Consider the following 21,313-nt stretch of genomic DNA (forward strand, 5'->3'; position numbering starts at 1 on the left):
AGAGCGGTTCAAGAAATACATAAACCCCCACAAGAACGGAAAGGATAGCAGAAAGCAAAACCGCGCCGGCTGCCGCGTCCTTTGCCGCTTTTGCCAGCGGATGGCATCGGTCGCCCACCGTCAAATCGACAGATTTTTCAATTGCAGTATTTACCGTCTCCAAAATGAGCACAAGAAAAACAGAAAAAAAGACCAGCAAAACATCCCCTTTTGGAATGGACAGAAACCATCCCAAAAGGAGAACGAGCAACGCCATGGTGACATGGATTTGCATGTTTCGCTGAGTCCTCACGGTATTCCGTATTCCAGAGGTGGCATAGCCGAAGCTATTCATTAGCCGCCGCCATTCACTTTTTTTTCTCACATTGCACCCCGCCTATTCGCGCGTCAGGCGCACCCGATTCAAAATTTCCTCCTGACGGCCAAACATTTCCTTCTCCTGCGCTTCGGTTTCATGATCATATCCAATCAGATGAAGAAAGCCGTGCACTGCCAAAAAACCCATCTCACGCTCAAAGGAGTGGCCGTATTCTTCAGCCTGCTCTACCGCTTTTGGGACGGAAATAATAACGTCGCCAAGCATATTCGGCATCTCATCCATCTCTTCGTCAAGGAAGATTTCCATCTCGTCTTCGCCCGCTTCGTTCATCGCAAACGAAAGCACATCTGTCGGACGGTCAATGCCCCGATATTCACGGTTAAGTTCATGAATCCGCTCGTTATCCACGAATGTTACCGTTACTTCTCCCTCAACTTCTTCCACACGTGCCGCCTCTTCGAGCGCACGGCGCAAAAGATCAAGCAAGTCTTCCGACAGCTCCGGACTGTACTCCTGAATGAATTCTACATCTAGACTCATGCTTGTTTCACCGCCACCTGTTTATCGTCCGGATATTCGATCCGGTTATGGAAGAATCCCTGCAACGTCTCACAAATCGTGCGCGCCACGACTTCGAGCTCCTGCATTGTCAAATCACATTCGTTAAACTGCCCGTCTTCAAGGCGATCTGCGATAATCCGGCGCACAAGGTTCTCGATGCGTTCCGGTGTCGGACTCCCAAGTGATCGCACTGCCGCCTCGGCACTGTCACAGATGCCTACAATCGCCGTCTCGCGCGTCTGCGCTTTCGGTCCCGGATAACGGTATTCCACTTCCGGAATCGGCGTATCGGACGCCTTGGTTGCCTTATGATAAAAATACTTAAGCAGCGTCGTGCCATGGTGCTGCTGGGCAAAGTCGATAATCTGCTTTGGCAATCCATGCTCCTCAAGCATCCGTACCCCGTCTTCCACATGCGCAAGAATGATGCGCTTGCTTAGTCCCGGAGCCAGCGTATCATGCGGATTATCCCGGTTAATCTGATTCTCGATAAAGAAATGCGGACGCTTCATCTTGCCTACATCATGATAATATGCGCCTACCCTGGCCAGGAGACCATCGGCTCCTACCGCCTCGCATGCCGCCTCCGACAAACTGGCCACCATCATGCTGTGGTGGTATGTCCCCGGCGTCTCCATCAGCATCTTGCGCAGCAGAGGCTGGTTCGGATTGGACAGCTCAATTAAGCGCATCGGTGACAGGATACCAAACATTCCCTCAAACAGCGGAAGAAAACCGATGGTCAGTACCGCTGCCAGCACGCCGCTAACCGCGCCGAAAGCGTACTCGTTGACAAGCTCCTGCCAGTTGCCTGTCGAAGACACCAACAGATACAATGCGGAAATTGTAATCACATTCAGCGCCGAGACGATAAACCCTGCCTGAAGAATACGAGACCGCTTCGTCGCTTTGCCGAGCGAGTAGGCTCCCGCAACTCCGCTTATAAACCCATACAGAACATAGCGGAAATCAACCGGAAGTAAGCTCTCATAGTTGAAGATAATGCCCGAGGCAAAGGCGAACAGTACGCTGCAGATAACGGCCAATTGGGTATCAAGCAGAATAGCAATCAGCATCGAACCTAAAGCCACCGGTACTCCGTATCCGGGCGAGAAAATGTCTATCGTTTCGCCGGCACTTATCATCTTCATCACAAGAATGTTTAGAAAAATAATCAGTGCCAACATTAAGATATGAATATTGCTATTATAAATTTTGCGGTGTGCCTGGGACATATACATGTCGAGCAGCACCACGAAGAAACCAACGAACACTGCAAGCCCTAAAAACGGAAGCTTACTCGCATTACGCTCTAAGAGGCCCGCAGCATCCAGCTTGCGGTATACCTCTTCCGAGATGTACTGGTCTTTCTCCACCAGCACTTCGCCTTTGTAAATCATAATCGGCTTCACGGACCGGCGTACCGTTTCCTTCAGCGCATTGGTCGCCTCCTCGTTGATCGTCAGGTTCGGTACAATACTCGCTATCGCTACTTCCCTGACCACCTTGCGCGTTTTACTGTCCAGATCGACCAGGACAATCTGCTGATTTACCCGCTGCTGGATGAGCTCAGGATTCGTGGTTATTTTTTCGTCCACACCCTTTTGCATGATGGACGTTACCACTTTGGTCGTCTCCTTTGCAGCCGCATTTAGGGCGGGAGGAGGCATAGTCAGGAGCGCCTGCAGCGTATCCGTTGATAAGGAGAACGGAATATTTTCTTTAAGCTCTTTCATGCGGGCTTCTGGCGTCATGTCCTGCCTAGCCGCAAGCTCACCCGCTTTCTTGTAGATGAACGCGTCGAGCTTCACTTGGTGCATCGTAATCGTATCGTTGCGCGAATACACGGGCTGCACTTCGCTGACCGCTTTGGCACGCGCCTGTTCCGTCGCTTCCGTGTCCTCGACGGTAACCGGCGCCGTCAGCGTGACATCGCTTACGGTATTCACGTTCAAATCAAACGTTTTGGGCAGTACATCCCCCATGAGCGGCAAATAAATCATCAGGCCGAGGAAGAGAAACAGCAAACGGCGAATTGTCGCGCTGGTCTTCCACGATTCTGGGACGAAGAGATGCAATCCCCGTAATCTTGCTTTCATGTTGTACAACCCCTTCTGCGAGATGCTTATGCCCTCTTCGGGCTTCAGCTTTCGCTTTCCTGCTCGTAAGCAGTGATAACCTTCTGCACCAGCGGATGGCGCACTACATCCATCCCGGTCAGATAGACAAAGGAAATATCGTCGATTCCCTCAAGTTTCCGGACCGCATCCTGCAGACCAGACTTTTTGCCACGCGGCAGGTCTACCTGTGTCACATCTCCGGTGATGACCATTTTGGACCCAAAACCAAGACGTGTTAGAAACATTTTCATTTGTTCAGGCGTTGTATTCTGCGCTTCATCGAGAATGATAAATGAATCGTCCAATGTGCGGCCCCGCATATAGGCAAGCGGTGCAACTTCGATGATGCCCCGCTCCATGTATTTCGCCATATTTTCGGCGCTCAGCAAATCCTGCAGCGCGTCATACAGCGGACGCAAATACGGATCGACCTTCTCCTGCAGATCGCCCGGCAGAAACCCGAGGTTCTCCCCTGCTTCTACGGCCGGACGCGTCAACACAATCCGTTTGACCCGGTTAGCTTTGAGTGCAGTTACAGCCATAACTACGGCCAGGTATGTTTTCCCGGTACCGGCCGGACCGATACCGAACACGATGTCTCTTTTCTTGATGGATGTAACATAGTGGCGCTGTCCAAGCGTTTTGACGCGTATGGGTTTCCCCTTTACCGAGGTGGCGATGGGCTGATCGTATAACTCCATTAATTCTTCCAGCGCATCTTCTTTAGATAGTTGAATCGCGTACAATACATCCTGCAGAGATAGCTTAATTCCACGACGCAAAAGCGCGGCAAGCACCTGAATCAAGCGGGCATTCCGCTCTACCTCCTGCGCAAGACCCGTAATGGTAATCTCCTCGCTCCGGGCGAACATATGCGCCGGTGTGGCATTTTCAATTTCTTTTAAGTAGGAATCATGCGGGCCGAAAAGCTGACTGGCTTCTTCCGCACTTTCAAGCCGTATAGTTTTGCTTGTCTCTTCTACATGCAAAAGAACTCATTCTCCTTCGTAAGTAATAGGCTGTTCAACTGCGATATCTTCCACTACAACAAAATGCATCTTCATATAAACTTTACCATTCTCTTGCTTCTCGTGCAAAACTTTTTCCGTCTTGATGTAACCGCCCTTTTTCACTTGTTTTAACAAGTTCTCGCGCGCGTATTTCTTTCCGGTTTCCATCGCTTCTTTTTCGGTCAGCGTAACCTCAATCCACTCATTTTGACGTACGACCTCTTTCTTGATACCGAGCGGAAGCGAAACATTTCCCAGGGCAAACCAGCCCGTATCTTCCGTTTTAACGGACGCAGCATACGGCTCAGCGGTGAATCCCTGAATTTTCACCGGATAGTCACCGATAAGCAAGTAACGGTTGGTATAGCTTTCCCCGGTTAGCACCGGACGTTTTTGCTTCAGGGGAATCGTGACGACCGATTCGTACCACGTCTCCCCTTCCACCCTTCCTTTGGCCGGTACGAGCACCATCTGTCCTTCATTTCCGAGCGCGCCTGAAATCAACACATCTCCGGGCTTAACCCAATCGTTAATGCGCACCGTCGGACGTCCGCGCTCTGCGAAAATCGAATGGATCACCGCTTTTTTCGTCGCGATGATATGACGTGGACGTAAGTCCTCCTTCTTTTCGGGCAGTACTTTTTCGGCGACACGGATGACAGCGGTCGTACCCTTCACCTCAAAACCAATCCACGATGCCTGGGGCATGCGATTCATTAATTCGCGCTGCATCTGCTCGGCCTGCGGCAGACGGAATATGAGCACACCCGGCTTGACACCTGCTTGCTCTGCGGCCTGTTTAATCTGGTGGGTGGGTATTTTTTCGTTACCGATTACTTCTACACTCCACACGATATTAGACAGAAAGTAAACGCCGATGAAGAAAAAAAGGATACCTGCCGCAAACATAGAGCGCGTCCACATTTTACGCAGCAAAAAAGGAAAGCCCACCCTTTTTATAATCCGGGTACGGCACCCGGTTTCTTTCAAGAACGGTCTGATTTTATGGAAGCTCTCAAGAGGAAGGCTCAGATATGCCTCTTCCCCGTTTCGCCGAATGTCCCATACCTGAATGCCTTGTCCTACAATTCGATTTAAGAAGCGCTCAAGGCGCTTGCCGCGCACGCGTAAGACAAGATATCCTCCGAACCAGTTTCCCCCCTGATTCATCGTCGTCTCTCCCTTCCTTATTCATCCAAAAATATGACCTGGTCCACAACTCCTTCTACCAATACTTCTTCAGGTAAAATCGCTCGAATAATGAGATTCTGGCCCCGAATCAGGAGCTGCCCTTTCGTTAAAAGCAAACGGAGTTCCTGATTGCTGAACCAAAGGACTCCGCGATGGTTTTCGATATATATCTGCAGTTGGCCAATCATGGTGATGCGGGGCATTTCCATCGTTAAATCCTGCGGCATTTCGAGTGTACCGGTGGCAAATCGCCGCCATTTTTCTTTCCACTTTCTCATGCGTACGCCCCCTTTCCGCATTCGGCCATTCAAAACGTCTCTATTTTCACGTTATGCCGTATATAGCCGGAATATGATGGAGAAAATGGGGTGACCGTCCTTGCTTGTTTCTTTTCTACAAAGAAGTGCAAATGTCCGCGGATTAGCGGCTGAACGGGAACCGGCAAACATCTGTTGCTATGCAAATTTCTCAAATGTAAAAAGCCCCGCCTGCAAAATGCAGGCGGGGCTTTGTGTATACCTTATGACAACGATTCCTGAACAATTTTGTTAACCAGGGCTCCGTCAGCGCGGCCTTTGACCTTAGGCATCAGCGCGCCCATCACTTTCCCCATATCCTTCTTCGAAGAAGCGCCGGTTTGCTGAATAACCTCACTCACCAGTGTCCGAATCTCTTCTTCGCTTAATTGCTCAGGCATATATCCCATAAGTACATTAATTTCATCTCGTGCGGATGCTGCCAGATCTTCACGACCGGCTTTTTCGAATTCTTGGAGGGAATCGCGTCTTTGCTTTAGCTCACGAGTCAAGACAGTAAGCACTTCATCGTCAGACAGTTCTTTACCGTTGTTAATCTCTTCATTCTTGATAGAAGATTTCACCATACGGATGACGGAAAGTTTGAGCTTGTCTTTATCTTTCATCGCTTGCTTCATATCGTTGGTAAGACGATCGACGAGTCTCATTAACTATTCCTCCTAAAACTTACGCTTACGCGCTGCCTCAGACTTCTTCTTGCGTTTAATGCTTGGCTTCTCATAGTGTCTGCGCTTCTTTACTTCAGCAAGAACGCCATCTTTGGAGCAGTCACGTTTGAATCGACGTAGCGCTTGGTCTAACGACTCGTTTTTACGTACACGAACTTCTGCCATTTGTTTCCCCTCCCTCCGCCTTAACCATCAGTGACGACCCGAGAAGAGAAACATCTCCAAAAGTCGTCAAAAGACATTATATTATACAGAGATAGGCAGGTCAACCTTGTACGCCCATTTTTTTAGGTTCAAGCGAACAGGAAGTTGGAGGCATCTGTTTGGGCGCGAATCGCGTTATAATGAATACGATACAATTTATAAAAAGTGAAAACAGGGAGGACATCCTGTATGTTTACCGTACAAGAAATCGTAGAAATTACGGAAGGCACCCTGCTCCAGGGTGATGAAACCACCGAGATTACATCCGTTCATTTTGATTCGCGAAAACTGACGGACCGATCATTATTCGTGGCGCTGACCGGCGGCACACGGGACGGACACGAATTTCTGCCAAATGCCGCAAAGGCCGGAGCTTGCGCCGCATTTGTTTCCAACGAGACAAAAGCACGCGAAGCGGGGCTTGCGGATACGTTCGCGCTTATCCTTGTAAAGGATACGGAGAAAGCGTTCCAGCAAATTGCGCGCATCTACCGTAACCGTCTGTCGCTGCCGATCGCAGCCATCACCGGCAGCAACGGCAAGACGACGACAAAAGACATCCTGGCGCACTTATTGTCAGGACAAAAAAAGGTATATAAAACGTACAAGAATTTCAATAACCACCTCGGTGTCCCGCTCTCGCTCCTGCAGATCGAGCCGGACACCGAAGCGGCGGTGCTTGAACTCGGAATGAATCATGCGGGTGAGATTGACTTCCTCGCCGGACTGGTCCGCCCGACATTCAGCGTCATTACAAACGTAAACGATGCGCATATGGAGTTCTTCGACTCGAAAGAAATGATCGCCCAGGCAAAAGGCGAAATTCTCGGTCATACCGATCCGAAAGGCTTCGCCTGTCTGAACCAGGATAACGAACTCGTGGCCAATCTGGCGTACCTAAATCCAGGGAAAACATACTTCTACCATGTGCACCAGGAAGGGGAAGAACCACGGGCAGCCGATATTACGGCGTCCGCCATTTCATTTGATGAGCACGGCAGTCATTTTGTCGTTACAACCAATAAGGGAGAGCAATTTAAGTGCTTCATGCCGCTCTTCGGCGAACACAATATCTCAAACGCGCTGCCCGGTATTTTCATCGCCCTGCATCTGGGTCTCACACCGGAAGAGATCGTGAAGCAGCTGGCAACTCTTTCGATTTCTACCATGCGTTTTGAACGCGTAGACGGAGCGGGCGGCCTGCTTATCATTAACGACGCCTATAATGCCAGCCCTTCTTCCATGATTGCTTCGGTCCGGACGTTCCTGTCCATTTACCCGGAGCGAAAAAAAGTGCTGGTATTGGGTGACATGTTCGAGTTAGGTGCACAAAGCAAAGCCTACCACCAAGAAGTCGGTGAAGAGCTAAAGGCGATGAAGCAGGAGTTCGAGCTAGTTGCCATCGGCAAGGATGCGAAATTTCTGGCGGAAGGCTACGGCCCAGGCGCAAAGTACTTTACCGATAAAGAAGAAGCCGCTTCATACCTTGCCTCCTTCAAAAACGGGGACTATGCGCTTCTCTTGAAAGCATCACGCGGCATGGCGTTAGAAACCCTTTTGGATTCATTATGCTAAGCGGTACGAAGAAAACCACCATGGCATCTCAGCCGCAACCCCGACATGAAAATGAAGGGAAAGACAGTTGACTTTTGCGGTATGTATGGAAAAGAGAGAAGAGAACGAGACAATGATTTCAATGTGGAAAAAGGCGAAGGCCTTTTTCTTCCTCGGATCTTCTTTCCTCTTCTTCTCTTTCTTTTCCATGATTTTCACAGAAGAGGTGGGTACCGGAACCATTTTACGCTTGAAGCGGACATTTCTCCTTCCGTGTGGAGCGTAACCTGGTGACGTGCCCACCTTTCTTCTGTTCCTGACGATCCGTTATTGATGTGCCCGCTTGTCAATTAATCATTAAACTGTTCGGCAACAAGCGCGTTGGCTTTCTTCTCTTCATAACGCTCAATACCCAGTGCGATGAGGCGGTCAATAAGCTCCGCATACGCAACACCCGCTTCGTTCCACAGCATCGGATACATACTGAACGGCGTAAAGCCCGGCAAAGTGTTGATTTCATTAATGTACAGCGCGTCATTCTTCTCATCCCAGAAGAAATCGACGCGGGACAAGCCGCTGCAATCCAGCGCGCGAAAAGCCCGAACCGCAAGCTCTTTCATCCTCTCTACAACACTTGCCGGTACGTTGGCCGGAATATCGAGACGGGTACCGTCACTCTTGTACTTCGCTTCATAATCGTAGAATTCGTTACTCGATACGATTTCGCCCACAACGGATGTGTCCGGCTCATCATTGCCAAGCACGCCAATTTCCAACTCCCGGCCGGAAATGAACTCTTCGACAATTACCTTTCTATCAAAACGCGCAGCAAAGCGCAGCGCTTCCTCGAGTCCTGTGCGATCCTTCGCCTTACTGATGCCTACGCTTGAACCCATATTGGCTGGTTTAACAAAGCACGGAAGACCAAGCTCCGCTTCCACTGCATCGCAAATTTCCGCCATTCTCGTTTCCAATTCACTGCGCAAATAACTTTTATATCGGCCCTGCGGTAACCCTGCATTGCCGAACACTTCTTTCATCATTACTTTATCCATCCCGACCGCCGAACCGAGTACACCGGAGCCGACATACGGTATATCGATGAGTTCAAGGAATCCCTGCAGCGTGCCATCTTCTCCGTTTGGCCCATGAATGACCGGGAATATCACATCAACAGTCTGTTTTAATGCAAAGATGTCGGGCGCCTGCTGCTTATCGAGCGAAAAACGGAGCTCATTGACATGCGTGATTTCCTTCTCTACCCATGCCCCCTGAATCCATCCCCCTGTTACATCTACATAAATCGGCAGCACGTCATAACGAGCTTTGTCTACCGCATTAATAACCGACAGCGCCGTATGAATGGACACTTCATGTTCACTTGATTTTCCACCGTAAATTACACCTATTTTCCGTTTCGTTGCCACCTGTATTGCCTCCTTATCTAATATGGCACAATGCGCCTACCTCTTCATCGTATGTAAAAATCGAAAAATTGGATAACAGTATTTATCATATCAGTTTTTCGGCATCGTTGCGTGATGAATATGATTTATCTCTTAAAAAAGAAAACCCCCGGTTTCGGAGGTTTACGTTTATTGTTCTTTCATCTTCGGCTCAAGCGCATCCCATCCCAAACCATAACTTCCGCGAACCGGCCCACCATTTCCCCACTGTCGTGCTTCCCCTGTTCTTCAAGTATGTTCTTTCGTCTCAAGATAGAGCGTGAAAATAAACTTTTTTACGTTCAGCCGCACGCGGGATACTTCCTCGTTCTGTTCAATCTCCCGCATTTTTTGGCGCACGTCTGCGAAATCGAAATATTTGGAGGCATACATCTCAAACTTCGGATTGATGTAATCTTCAAGGCCCAGCGACGCGAGATTCTGGAGGGCACGTGCCACCGCACGGCGAATTCGCTGCTCCATCGCCTTGACCTCCCGCTGCACATCAGTAGCGCTGCTGTAAGTTACATAATCGGTAAATATCTCTTTGAGTGCCGGAAATTCTTTTACGCGCTCGTTCCTGTACCGCTTTAGTAAATACTCAATCAAGTGGATAATATCCTGACTTCCTGATTCGCCAAGGATGCCGAAATCGGCCAGCACGCTGCGGATAAACGGAGTGGTTCGCACCTCCGGCGGCTCTTTCGGAAGCGTGTCAAACAGTGAAAGCGTATGGCGAATGCCTTCAAGCGATCGTTCAAGACGGATATGTTCCATCACCTTTTTGATAACGGAAATCACTTCGATCCGGTTAATCGGTTTATGGATAAAATACTCCACACCCTTGCTGTACGCCTCTGCTACCATCTCTTTGTGCTCAACCTGAGAAATCATGATGAATTTCCCCTCATATCCCATCTCCTGCAGTCGGCTAATTGTCTCAATTCCGTCCTGCTTCGGCATCAGCAAATCAATGAGCACAATATCGCACTTCTTGAGAATAATGCTCGCTTCTGCGCCGAATCCGTCTTCCGCTTCACCCACCACATCACCTAAATCTTCATGCTCAATGGCATTATGCAGCATTTTGCGGGAAGACGGATCGTCATCAATAATAAAAAAGCGAAATCTCACCTCTTCCACCCCTTATAACCTGTGTATCGGAATCCGAACTTCAAATATGGTCTTCCCCGGCGCTTCTCCCTGTACCACCTCAAGCGTACCGCCAAGGTTTGTCACCACATCCCGGGCGTGCGCAAGGCCGATGCCGGTAGACGCGTTGCCCTGCTCATCGTATTTGGTCGTGTATCCGGGAATAAAAATAAACGCTTCATCCCCGGGTGCAATCCCGCCCCCCGTATCACTCACGCGAAATACTAATGCGCCTTCATGTTCATATACGCGAAGCGTAATCGAGCCTGTCCGCTCAATTGCTTCGACCGCATTGGACAGCAGATTATTCAGTACGGATAAGAGCGAATAGACATGACGGGTCGTAAGCCATGTTCGTACGTTGCTTGTAAATGCAATTTCCTTTTCCAGCATGTGGGCGTACTTCTGGTTTGTGTTCACTACCAGTTGAACAATCTCCTCAATTGTCAACTGCTGTACGACGCGCTCCTGCTGGATGATTTTGCTCACTCCGCTTAGAATGCGCTGAGAGTCCTTTTTGATTTCATGCACTTCCTCTGCGATGCTGAGCGCACGGCGGGAAAGCGGCGGATCGGATTCAGGAAGCACGCCTTCCGCCTCCCGCGCCTTTAACTCCCGATATAACGTATATCCGTTCCTTGTCACCTGTTCGATATGCCCCATTACCTTTTTCAGGTAAAGCGCCTCCACATGAAGGTCGCTGCTGATCATTAGCATTTTCTCGAAGCGTAGCTGCTGCTCTCTGCTGATTTCACGGAGATGCCGCACTTGAATAATATTGAAAAAGCCCACGATAAAAAAGCTGCGCACAAACGCAAGAATCAGCAGCAGGTATTCTTCCTGCGGAACGAAAACAAAATAAATGCCCTGATACATAAGGCTTTTTCGCACCAGAAGCTCAACAAGATTCGCGGAGAAATCCGCCACCGCCCCTAAAAGCCCCAGACGAAGCGGAGAATTCAGGTGGCGCCATGCCTTTCCCATCCAGATTACCAGACCGAAGAACAAATAGAATGCAAACGAAGGTACATGAGTGAGTGCGCTCTTGTACAGAAAAAAGTCTCCGTTTGATGCTATAAAATCAAGCCAGATACGAAAAAGCACAACTGCGCTGCCCGTAAGCAGCGATGCCAGGAGAATCGGTATCTCCCTAAACCAGATCAGCCAGAAAAAAAAGATGCCGCTTCCGAAGCTGATGCGAAACTCACTTTGAAACGGCTGGTATTTCAATTCACCAAACAGCATCGTGGCCGCGACTAATGTGAATATGGTGAACGCTTTGCTGCGCACGATACTGACCTCCTTTAACTAGAGAGATAAGAAACTAAGAGTTGGAGGGTAGAGATACGAAAAAGCGGCTTCTTCAATCATATCCTCGAATAACCGGCTCCTACTGTACCAGGGTTTTTATTGTAACCAAGCCAAGTCCGATTAAGAATCCACACAGCGCGCCGTTGACCCGGATCCACTGAATGTCTTTGCCGATTTTCTCTTCCATCATTTCAATTAACGTTTCGTTATCGAGCTTGTCCAGGTTTTCACGGACAAGCTTGCCGATTTTCGAATGATTTTGCTCGACCAGAACAGCAATTTGCCGCTGCAACCATGCTTCAAACCGGGCCATCATGGTCTCATCTGCACGCAGTTTTACTATTAGGCGGCGCAGGAAGGGTAAAGCGAACTCATCCAGATAGGCATCACTCTGCACAAACGTAAGCGCCTGCTGCCGCAGGTCGTTCGCGATATCTGCAAGCCGGTCGCGCAGCTGCACCTCTTCCGCCAGGTTGTACTTCCACTTCTCAAGCGTCGCCCTAAGCCCTTCATGACGGCGCGCTTCTTCAATTTCCTGGCGCACGTAGGCAAGAAACGCCTGGCGATTTTTATTCTCGGGACGGCGCAAATCGTCACTGCCGCGCAGCAGCAGATTCTGCAGAATCCCACCCAGCTTCTCTTCATTTAGCATACCTGTGAACGACTTTAAAGCGAATTGCATGAATCCATCCAGTTCGATATTGTCAAGCGCCTGAAGCGCAATACCCCCCAGTTTATAGCGTGTCTCGCTTTTTACTGCCCATTCGCCTACTTTTGCGAGCAGAAAATCGAACGCTTTCTCCTCGTATTGCTCGGCAAGCGCCCTATCAACAAACCCATTAAGCAGGCCGGCCGTATCCACACTCTTCATATAGTCTTTCAGCTTACGCTCAAGCACCGGCAATACCGGCTCAATATCGACGTTTTGGATCACCTGCTCACTTACCGCCCTAAGCGCGCTGCGCACCTGCGTAGTGTCCAGTTTACTCTCAAGCAGGTTTAGCACTTTCTCCGTAACATGCACCTGCTTGATTTTTTCTTCTATACTGGCTTTGTTGAGCCAGTCGTTTTCCAACGTGTGAACAAGCGCATCAGTAATACGCCTGCGATTCTTCGGCAGAAGCGCCGTATGCGGAATCGGGATTCCCATCGGATGGCGGAACAGCGCCGTAACAGCAAACCAGTCTGCCAGTCCCCCGACCAATCCGGCTTCAAAACCGCCCTGCAGAACCTTTGCCACAAGCGATTCCGAAAACGGCAGCGTGGCGACGAATCCAGCCGCCATTACGCCAAGTGAAATTCCCGCAATATGTTTTGCTTCTCCTGACATTCCATCTATCCCTCTTTACTGTATTTGCTTTTTTACATTCATAAACAGATTACCACAAACTATCTGACGCTCCTAATATAATTAAAAAACAGCTTCCCGTTTCCGGTGAAGCTGGTCTGTTTTTCTATACAACCGAATATAACGGCTGCCTAGAACGGATGACGATTCAGCCACTGGCCCCCGTCCATCGTTACGCATTCGCCGTTTATGTATTCCGCTTCCGGAGACAGCAGGAAATAAGCAAGATTTGCGATTTCTTCCGGCTGTCCGAGACGGCCGAGCGGTACACTGTCAAGCGTCCTGCGGGCCGCCTCTTCCGACTCCCACAGCCGGGCCGCTCCACCGGTATTGTCAATCGGTCCCGGTGCAATCGCGTTGACCCGGATGCCATATCGTTTCCCCCACTCCACTGCCAGTGTTCGTGTCATTGCCAGCACCCCGGCCTTTGCGGAAGCGGAATGAATCACACCTTCGCCCGCCAGCCACGCATATGTCGCAAGCATATTGAGTATGCTGCCACTACGCCCTGCCGCAATCCACTCTTTACCGACCGCCTGCGAGCAGTACCAGGTGCCGTTCAGTACGATATTGATAACCGCATTCCAGCCGTTTGTGGATAATTCCTCCGCCGGACAAATGAAGTTACCAGCCGCATTGTTAACCAAATAATCGATGGTTCCAAATGCCTGCTTCGTCTCCTCCACCATGCGCCTGGCATCTTCCGGATTACGCACGTCCATCTGTACACACAGCACCTGGCCATCTGTTTGCTGGATTTCCTGTTTGGTCTGTTCCAGATTCTCTGGATTGCGGCCGGTAATGACCACTTTCGCACCTTTCTCTGCGAATTTCTTGGCCATCGCCTTTCCCATACCGCTCGATCCTCCGGTCACAATCGCCACTTTTCCTTCCATATGCTTCCCCTCCTCTTAATTTGAATACTGTTAATTTTAAAACAAAATGCTGGAAATGAAAATGAATGAATACTCATCTAGTAAAATGTTATAAATTTTTCAAACAGCGTCATTGAGCGTCATTGTTAATGGCAAACTCTGGTTATATAATTTGAAAATATGGGATGTATACAAACACTATACGGGGAGGAGAATCATGATGAAAGATGGAAAAATTAGCGTCGTTATTATTGGCGGGGGCGAGACAGGCACGCCACTGCTGCGTCAGCTGGCGGAAGCGCCCTTCGTTGAGATACTGGGTGTAGCCGATTTGCACGAAGACGCTCCGGGCATGGTACTGGCAAAAGAAAAAGGCATTCCGGTCACGATCGACTTTATGGAACTGGCGCGAAAAGGGGAAGAAGTGGATATTATCATCGAGGTTACAGGCGTACCCGAAGTCCGCGAACGCCTCCGTACTTATATGCAGGAATCGAATAACCACCATACGATCATCATGCATGAGATGATTGCCATTCTGATGATGTCTCTTTCACGGGGCAAACTGGTAGCCATGAAGCACGGGGAAGTGGAATATAACTAACAGGAGAAGCCAGGGATCACTCGCTCCCTGGCTTCTCTGTCGTTATAAATTCTCCGGCGGCAAGCATCCGTTCAAATTCTTCAGCCGGCAGCGGCCGACTGAAGAAATACCCCTGAACTTCATCACACCGCTCTGCCTGAAGAAATCGGAAGGTAGCCTCATCCTCTACGCCTTCCGCAACTAAACTTACATTCATATGATGCGCAAGCTGGACAATAGCCTTTACAATTGCGGCATTATTTTTATCCGTTGCCACGTCCCGCACAAACGATTGGTCGATTTTCAGCGCATGAATGGGAAACCGCTTTAAGTAGCTAAACGAAGAGTACCCGGTCCCGAAATCGTCAATGGAAATATATACGCCCATCTCGCGCAGGCGCATCAGTGTGGCAATGTTATCTTCCACATCATTAATCATGCTATTTTCAGTAATCTCAAGCTCAAGATAACAAGGGTCAAGCCCGGTTTCCTCCAGGATGGAACGAACCAATTCTACGAAATTCGCCTGCTGGAACTGCAGTCCCGAGACGTTCACACTGACACGGAGCGGGGGGAATCCGCAATCGATCCAGCGCCGATTTTGTTCGCACGCCTCGCGAATCACCCATTCGCCAATCGTCACAATAAGTCCTGTCTCTTCTGCAATGGGAATGAATTTAGCCGGGGATATGAACCCCATCTCCGGGTGAATCCAACGTAACAGCGCTTCCATTCCTTTTATCTGTCCGCTTTTTGTATCTACTCTCGGCTGATAATACAGCTGAAGCTCTCTTTTTTCGACCGCCCTGCGAAGATGAACCTCAAGCCGCAGATGCTCGTCATATTCCACATTCATCTTGGGCGTATACAAACGGTAAGCGTTGCGTCCGCTGTTCTTAGCATGATACATCGCCGTATCCGCATTCTTCATCAATGACTCGATATCCGCTCCCGCAAACGGATAGATGCTAATACCAATGCTGCATGTAATGAAAAATTCGTAATGATCCCATTTAAATGTTGTGCGGAATAAATCCAATAACCTTCCGGCCACATACGTAGCTTCCGCTTCGTCTTTGATACGGGGCAACAATACGACAAATTCGTCGCCACCGAGTCTGTAGATCTTGCAATCATCTCCGCTCTGTGTACGCAGCCTGTCCGCCACCACCTTCAGCAGATGGTCCCCTATTGTATGTCCGAGGGTATCATTAATCTGCTTGAAACGGTCCAGATCCAGAAATAACACGGCGATTTCATTCGAAGAAACCTCTGCTTGGGACAGCGCTTCTGCCAAATCCTCCATAAACATCCGTCGATTTGGCAGACTGGTCAACGCATCGAGATAGGCCATCTGACGGATTGTTTCTTCCGCTCGTTTTAGCTCCGTAATCTCGCTTGTAGAGCCAATAATCTCGATAATCCGACCATCCTCTATAATCGGAGAAAGAGATGTCTGAAAATCCCGGTTTTTATATCGATAGTTATAAGTAACTCTCTCACCTTGAAAAGCGCGTCGATAGTTCGCTTCCAATATTTCTGCCGTCTCCGGAGGAAAAACCTGATTCGGGGTTTTTCCGTATGTCTTCTCCGTTGTTAATCCAAGCTGTTTGGCCAATTTCCCCTCAAACAGCACATAGATAAACGAACCGTCTTCCCTTTGATTTAGCTTAAACACAAAATTATGCAGTGCATTTACCGTGCGAATGAAATCGTTTTTCAATGCTTGACGCAGCTTCTCTTCCGCCTCTTTCCCTTTCGTAATATCATTGCGGAATGAAATATACTGCGTAGGCTTGCCCTGCTCGTCCATCAACGGCACAATGGTTGTATTTACCCAATAAAAAGAACCGTTTTTTCTTCTGTTTTTTATCTCTCCGTTCCATATGTTTCCCTCTCGGATCGTCTGCCACATCTGACGGAAAAAAGATTTGTCGTGATATCCCGAGTTTACAATCCTGTGATTCTGCCCAATCAACTCTTCCCGGCTATATCCTGAAATCTCGCAGAACTTGTCGTTCGCATATACGATTTTGCCACTCAAATCCGTTACTGCTACTATGGTTGAGACATCGAGCGCCCACTTTAGCTCGGATACTTCCCGAAGAGCTTCTTTTAATTCGGTAATCACCTCATCAATCAATGGTTCTAGCAAATCTCTGCACTGCAATTTGCCTAGCAGATGATTCAGTATCGTGATCGCGCGAATACTGCTGGAGTTGAATGTAAGCATATGGTACCCCTTTTCTTTAGGAGAAAAGACTGTATATTTTACTTGAACTATAACGAAATGCAAGATTAATTTCAATAATTTGCACAAATTTTCCTTTAAATATATGAAAAAAAGCACAAAACCGGAACAAGCGTTTCACTTTATTCCAGCCTTGTACTTATATTATCGTATTTATTTGCTGTGCAATGAAGTGATGGCTTCCACCACTTTATCCGGAGCCTCAAAAGGCACGAAATGTCCGACACCGTTCAGTATATGAAGTCGTACGTCGCTGAAATACTCATGCAGACGGTCGGACCAGCTGGCCAAAATGACCGGGTCCGCCTCACCCCATAGTACGCTGACAGGTTGTACGATTTTCATTGTCTCAGGTGCTGCGCCCGCTTCTTTGGCCCTTGCACCCGCACGTGCCCGGTAATACGCGATGCTCCATTTAAACGCCTGCGGTGCAGCGTATACATCCACAATATGTTCGAATTCGGCAGGACGGACCGCTTCTTTCTTTCCTGTCCAGTGATGATAGAAATGGCTCAAATACATCTTTACTGTGTTCCGGTCATAGCCAACCAACTCCTCGGCCCAGGGAAGGTTATGAAAGTGCTGGTACCAGAATTGCCCCTGTACCGCCGGGTCAAATCTCCGGCTGCCGATTCCCGGATAGGGAGGATTCAATAAAACAAGTGAATCTATTTTCTCGGGAATCATACGGGTCAATGTCTGCGCTACCGTAGCACCTATATCATGGGCAACAAGCATAACATTTTCTAAGTTCAACTGATGAATCAGCGATAGGATATCTCCGGCGAGCGCTTGAGGAGTATAGCCTTCCGCCGGAGGAAGGTCCGGTTTATCCGATGCCCCGAATCCGCGGAAGTCCGGAGCGATGACATCCGCCTTCTCTGCCAGGGCGGGAATGACGCGGCGCCAATCGTACCAGAATCCCGGCCAACCGTGAAGCAGAAGTACCGGTTTCCCTGCCCCCTGACGAACATAATGCAGTTTGATTCCGCTATCGCATACAATCTCGTTATGTCCCCACCGCTCATCGGACGGTGCCAGGTCCAAGAATTTATCGTAGTTCATGCCATTCCCCTGCCTTCCCAAAAATTTGCTTATTATAGAATAAGATACCATGATATTTCTAGAAAACAACCATGGCTTTTCAGCCGCAACGCCGACATGAAAATCATAGGAGGGACAGCTGACTTTTGCGGTACGAACAAAAAGAGAGAAGGGAAAGAAAGGATGATTTCCATGGAGAAAAAGGCGAACGCCTTTTTCTTCCCTGGATCTTTTTTCTCTCCTTCCCTTCTTTCTTTATTTCACGATTTTCACAGGAAAATAAAGCTCCTTCTCTATTTTGTTTTATTTATTTTGTCCAAAGCCCGTTTCAGCAGCACCACGCCTTCTGCACGGGTGGTATCAGCCCGCGGAGCGTATTCATCGCTTTTTCGCCCTACCGCAATACCTGCTTTCACTGCTGCGGCCACCTCTTTTTCTGCCCATAGAGAAATTTCTTTTCGATCCTTGAATTTGCCAAGCACCTCGCTCTTCTCCTGCTCACTTATTTCATTCTCCACTTGTTTATACTTTAGAGCACGGGTTATCAAAGCGGAAATTTCCTGACGGGTAATCTTCTGATCCGGATAGAAACAACCATCCTTATAACCGCTGATGAATCCTGCTTTGGCTGCAGCTTGCACCGAGCCGTAAGCCCAATGTCCAGGGCCGAGATCTTTGAACGTTATCGCGCTGTCTTTATCTTCCTGAAGTCCTAAGATGCGCGTCAGCAGAGCCGTGAACTCGGCTCGGGTAATCGGGCTGTTCGGAGCAAACTTGCCGTCTCCTATGCCTCTCACATATCCTTGACTAACCATAAACTGAATATCCTGTTCCGCCCAGTGACCTCTCAAATCAGTTAACTCAAACGTTTGCATAACCTCATCGGTAATCAGCAGGGCAAATCTGCTAAACTTGCTGGTGACGAAGCTGATCGTATGAGTAGCAGGATTGTACGTCCCTCCGATATAATCCCATCTCTTCGTATCCGGATTGAAACGGTGCGCATGAACCTGACCGGCCAGTGCGGCGGCCTGATCCTCCTTCGGAACCGGAAGATTTACCTGTAACTGCTCTGTAAATGTTTTGATACCTACAGCTTCACCGGCTTTCGTAACCGCAGTCACCCGCAGTTCAAAAATGGCTCCGACGACTTTTTTAACCATCGCCGCATTCTCTGCTGCGTCTGTCACGTTTTTCGCATCTGCCTCATTTAAAGCTGTAGCCGAGAATTCAATAGTGGCTGCATCCTTTATCGGCAATCCGGTAAGTACGGCAGAAGGAATTGTAAACGTAACACCATTGAATTTTATCTCCAACGCTTTTTTCGTGTCTTCAATTGTTTTAAGTTGATTGATTGTCAGCGAAACGGCCGCTGCTTTATCTGATTCGATACGAATGACAGATGCATTGTTATCAAGCGCGTTTTTCACCGCTTGATTTATCTGGTTATCGCTTACTGACTTCGTCCCCTCTTTAGCCGGATCAGGTGTCGGCTGTACGCTTCCACCGCCGCCGGATCCACCGCTACCCGAGCCGCCGCTACCGCTACCTAGCACAGTAAATGTGCCCTCTTGCAGCGCGGTAGTCACCGGTCCATTCGGCCCGGAAGCAAATGCCACTTCCACCCGGTAATTTCCTGGCCCAAGGTTCCCTAACGATTCGCTAAAGCCATCATAATAAGCAGGCTTGCTCTCATTAAAAATTCTTGTTTCTTTTCCATCCGCCTGTTTCTTGTAGACACGAAGATATGGATAGATTTCCGTTACGGACGGGCCAGCGGGTTTCGTTTCCTCATGGCTGATGCTATATTCTACATCCTCATTGACTTTGATCTGTCCATTCGCCTGCAAGCGGACAGCAAGTGAACCTTGTTTCTCTGCCTCACCCGCAGCGGCGCTCCAACTGCTATCTTTATCAATGAATGTGTAGACAACCTTGTTTCCATGTTTGTCCACAATTCCGGAACGTCCGGTTACCGCTTCTGTGCCTTTTATAGTCGTCTTATCGAGCGATAATTGCGGTACAAACTTGCCGATATGCCAGATTTTTTCTGTCCCGCGTGCAAATGGCTGCTCTTTCGCTTCTTCCAGGAAATAATTCCATGTATACGCCGGATTCTCCTTATCTCCCAGCGTTAATTTCGTATCCAGATGATATGGAATATCCGCAGCTAAGTAGAAAGTATGACCTACGGTGTTAAGTTCATTCATTTCATGACGATATGGATTAAACGGGAAAAGACTGACTCCTCTGAAATCATGATATCCCGCCGTGTCAGGTTCAAAAACAATTTTTGCTGTATCGGTACCATCCAGCAATACTTTGTTTACCGCTCCTTCGCTACCGGAAACAATCACATCTTTTTGGAACAGGTAATAATTCACTTTCTTTCCTTCTCCAGTTCCAACAATGTAATGACCGTCAAAGTGATACGTACCGGGCTCCAACCATGCAACTTCTTTTTTATAGTCGTTGCCGGTAAATTGATAGAAAGGAACTTTCTGTCCCTCAACCTGTCCCGGGAAAATAATGCCGCGGTCCCGACGAATTGGATTCTGTATCGCTTTTCCGTCCTGATCTTGCGCATTAATTTCAACCCGCTGCATGTTCTCCAGCTTTATCTCTTGCAGTTCATCAAGCGTTGTGAATTGGCGGAAGGCGAACAAATACTCACCTTTATTGGCGGCCCCATACTCTTTGTCTGTTAGAATATAGATGATTTTTGCCAGATTTCCGTTCTTTTTACTCGATAGCTTAATGTTGTCTTCAATGGCAAGCTCTCCTGTAGTAGCATTGGCTTTACCTGCGAACGACTTCTCCCATATCATTTCGCCGCCTTCTTCTACTGAATGATAAATCGTGACATTGGCTGCGAATGGTTTACCATTTAATGTGGTTTTCATCGTCTTGTATTTTCGGTCATCTTTTACCGTATTCACCATATGACCGGTTAGCTCTTTGCCGGCCAGTGGATTGTACTGAAGCTTCAACTCAACGTCATACTTGCCCGGTATAACGGTAGGCAGTACTACCGCCCAGAACGCCCAATAATAAAACTGGCGGAATTTGTTATTGTATATCGTAAAGCCATCCTGACGCGTTACTTTAAAGTTAGGATAAATATCTCCAAAATAATATTCTTGCGTCTGCCAGCTATTGCTTTGCTCATCCAGTCGGGAGACGGTTGGATTTTCTCCGTTCATGTTCTGCTTTTTCCACAATCCACTGCCTTCCAGGGAACCGCGATACATACCGACAAGAAGATTGCCGTATGCATCAGTGAATTTATGCTTTGTAAAGAAATAGTCATAGCTTTTTTGGACCGTAAACTCATCTTCCTGCGGCACATACTCTTTCCCC

The 21,313-nt window shown here is 48.6% G+C and carries 18 protein-coding genes; 2 read left to right on the top strand and 16 right to left on the bottom strand.

Annotated features, from left to right (window positions below):
* The 8 genes from B2899_RS11800 to rpsU form a co-directional block, all read right to left on the bottom strand.
* Window positions 1–364 (bottom strand): diacylglycerol kinase (locus B2899_RS11800; protein WP_349679049.1); only part of this gene is annotated, 364 nt, incomplete at its 3' end.
* Window positions 365–376: 12 nt separating this feature from the next.
* Window positions 377–859, bottom strand: coding sequence for an rRNA maturation RNase YbeY (gene ybeY / locus B2899_RS11805; protein ID WP_286886011.1), 483 nt, complete (start codon window positions 857–859; stop codon window positions 377–379).
* On the bottom strand, window positions 856–2,979 hold the full coding sequence (locus tag B2899_RS11810; protein WP_146808525.1) for an HD family phosphohydrolase: 2,124 nt from the start codon (window positions 2,977–2,979) through the stop codon (window positions 856–858). Before B2899_RS11810 ends, ybeY begins: the two co-directional genes overlap by 4 nt.
* A 44-nt stretch (window positions 2,980–3,023) precedes the next feature.
* Window positions 3,024–3,989 carry a PhoH family protein gene (locus B2899_RS11815; RefSeq protein WP_146808526.1) on the bottom strand — a complete coding sequence of 322 codons (966 nt, stop codon included), beginning with the start codon at window positions 3,987–3,989 and terminating at the stop codon, window positions 3,024–3,026.
* Between the two features lie 6 nt (window positions 3,990–3,995).
* Window positions 3,996–5,180 (bottom strand): sporulation protein YqfD, encoded by a 1,185-nt coding sequence (yqfD, locus tag B2899_RS11820; RefSeq protein WP_146808527.1) that lies wholly within the window; start codon window positions 5,178–5,180, stop codon window positions 3,996–3,998.
* A 17-nt stretch (window positions 5,181–5,197) separates the two neighbouring features.
* A complete protein-coding gene (yqfC, locus tag B2899_RS11825) occupies window positions 5,198–5,479 on the bottom strand; it encodes a sporulation protein YqfC (RefSeq protein WP_146808528.1) in 282 nt (93 codons plus the stop codon).
* Window positions 5,480–5,721: 242 nt separating this feature from the next.
* Complete coding sequence (locus B2899_RS11830; RefSeq protein ID WP_146808529.1) at window positions 5,722–6,165, bottom strand: GatB/YqeY domain-containing protein; 444 nt, start codon at window positions 6,163–6,165, stop codon at window positions 5,722–5,724.
* Between the two features lie 12 nt (window positions 6,166–6,177).
* Window positions 6,178–6,351, bottom strand: coding sequence for a 30S ribosomal protein S21 (gene rpsU / locus B2899_RS11835; RefSeq protein WP_040301847.1), 174 nt, complete (start codon window positions 6,349–6,351; stop codon window positions 6,178–6,180).
* 228 nt (window positions 6,352–6,579) lie between these two features.
* Here rpsU and B2899_RS11840 point away from each other — a divergent pair, with 228 nt between their 5' ends.
* Entirely contained in the window at window positions 6,580–7,965 is a 1,386-nt protein-coding gene (locus B2899_RS11840; RefSeq protein WP_286886023.1) for a UDP-N-acetylmuramoyl-tripeptide--D-alanyl-D-alanine ligase, read from the top strand.
* Between the two features lie 329 nt (window positions 7,966–8,294).
* Here B2899_RS11840 and B2899_RS11845 read toward each other — a convergent pair whose 3' ends face one another.
* From B2899_RS11845 to fadH, 5 genes are all read right to left on the bottom strand, one after another.
* The gene (locus B2899_RS11845) at window positions 8,295–9,371 is read right to left on the bottom strand and encodes a D-alanine--D-alanine ligase (RefSeq protein WP_286886025.1); all 1,077 of its coding nucleotides are present in this window, start codon (window positions 9,369–9,371) and stop codon (window positions 8,295–8,297) included.
* A gap of 267 nt (window positions 9,372–9,638) precedes the next feature.
* The gene (locus B2899_RS11850) at window positions 9,639–10,523 is read right to left on the bottom strand and encodes a response regulator (protein WP_281285969.1); all 885 of its coding nucleotides are present in this window, start codon (window positions 10,521–10,523) and stop codon (window positions 9,639–9,641) included.
* Between the two features lie 12 nt (window positions 10,524–10,535).
* On the bottom strand, window positions 10,536–11,831 hold the full coding sequence (locus B2899_RS11855) for an ATP-binding protein (RefSeq protein ID WP_146808534.1): 1,296 nt from the start codon (window positions 11,829–11,831) through the stop codon (window positions 10,536–10,538).
* Window positions 11,832–11,931: 100 nt separating this feature from the next.
* Complete coding sequence (locus tag B2899_RS11860) at window positions 11,932–13,182, bottom strand: DUF445 domain-containing protein (protein WP_146808535.1); 1,251 nt, start codon at window positions 13,180–13,182, stop codon at window positions 11,932–11,934.
* Window positions 13,183–13,331: 149 nt separating this feature from the next.
* Entirely contained in the window at window positions 13,332–14,096 is a 765-nt protein-coding gene (gene fadH / locus B2899_RS11865; RefSeq protein WP_146808536.1) for a 2,4-dienoyl-CoA reductase, read from the bottom strand.
* A 196-nt stretch (window positions 14,097–14,292) separates the two neighbouring features.
* On the opposite strand from fadH, the gene B2899_RS11870 reads away from it, so the two are divergent.
* Window positions 14,293–14,679 (top strand): hypothetical protein, encoded by a 387-nt coding sequence (locus B2899_RS11870; RefSeq protein WP_218029526.1) that lies wholly within the window; start codon window positions 14,293–14,295, stop codon window positions 14,677–14,679.
* Between the two features lie 16 nt (window positions 14,680–14,695).
* Here the strand turns inward: B2899_RS11870 and B2899_RS11875 are convergent, their stop codons facing one another.
* From B2899_RS11875 to B2899_RS11885, 3 genes are all read right to left on the bottom strand, one after another.
* Complete coding sequence (locus tag B2899_RS11875) at window positions 14,696–16,891, bottom strand: sensor domain-containing protein (protein WP_146808537.1); 2,196 nt, start codon at window positions 16,889–16,891, stop codon at window positions 14,696–14,698.
* Between the two features lie 171 nt (window positions 16,892–17,062).
* The gene (locus B2899_RS11880; protein WP_170230134.1) at window positions 17,063–17,974 is read right to left on the bottom strand and encodes an alpha/beta fold hydrolase; all 912 of its coding nucleotides are present in this window, start codon (window positions 17,972–17,974) and stop codon (window positions 17,063–17,065) included.
* Between the two features lie 272 nt (window positions 17,975–18,246).
* On the bottom strand, window positions 18,247–21,313 hold a 3,067-nt coding region (locus tag B2899_RS11885; protein ID WP_286886032.1), incomplete at its 5' end, for an S-layer homology domain-containing protein.

Origin of the sequence: Aneurinibacillus sp. UBA3580 (assembly GCF_002375825.1) — a bacterium.
Taxonomy (GTDB): Bacteria; Bacillota; Bacilli; order Aneurinibacillales; family Aneurinibacillaceae; genus Aneurinibacillus; species Aneurinibacillus danicus.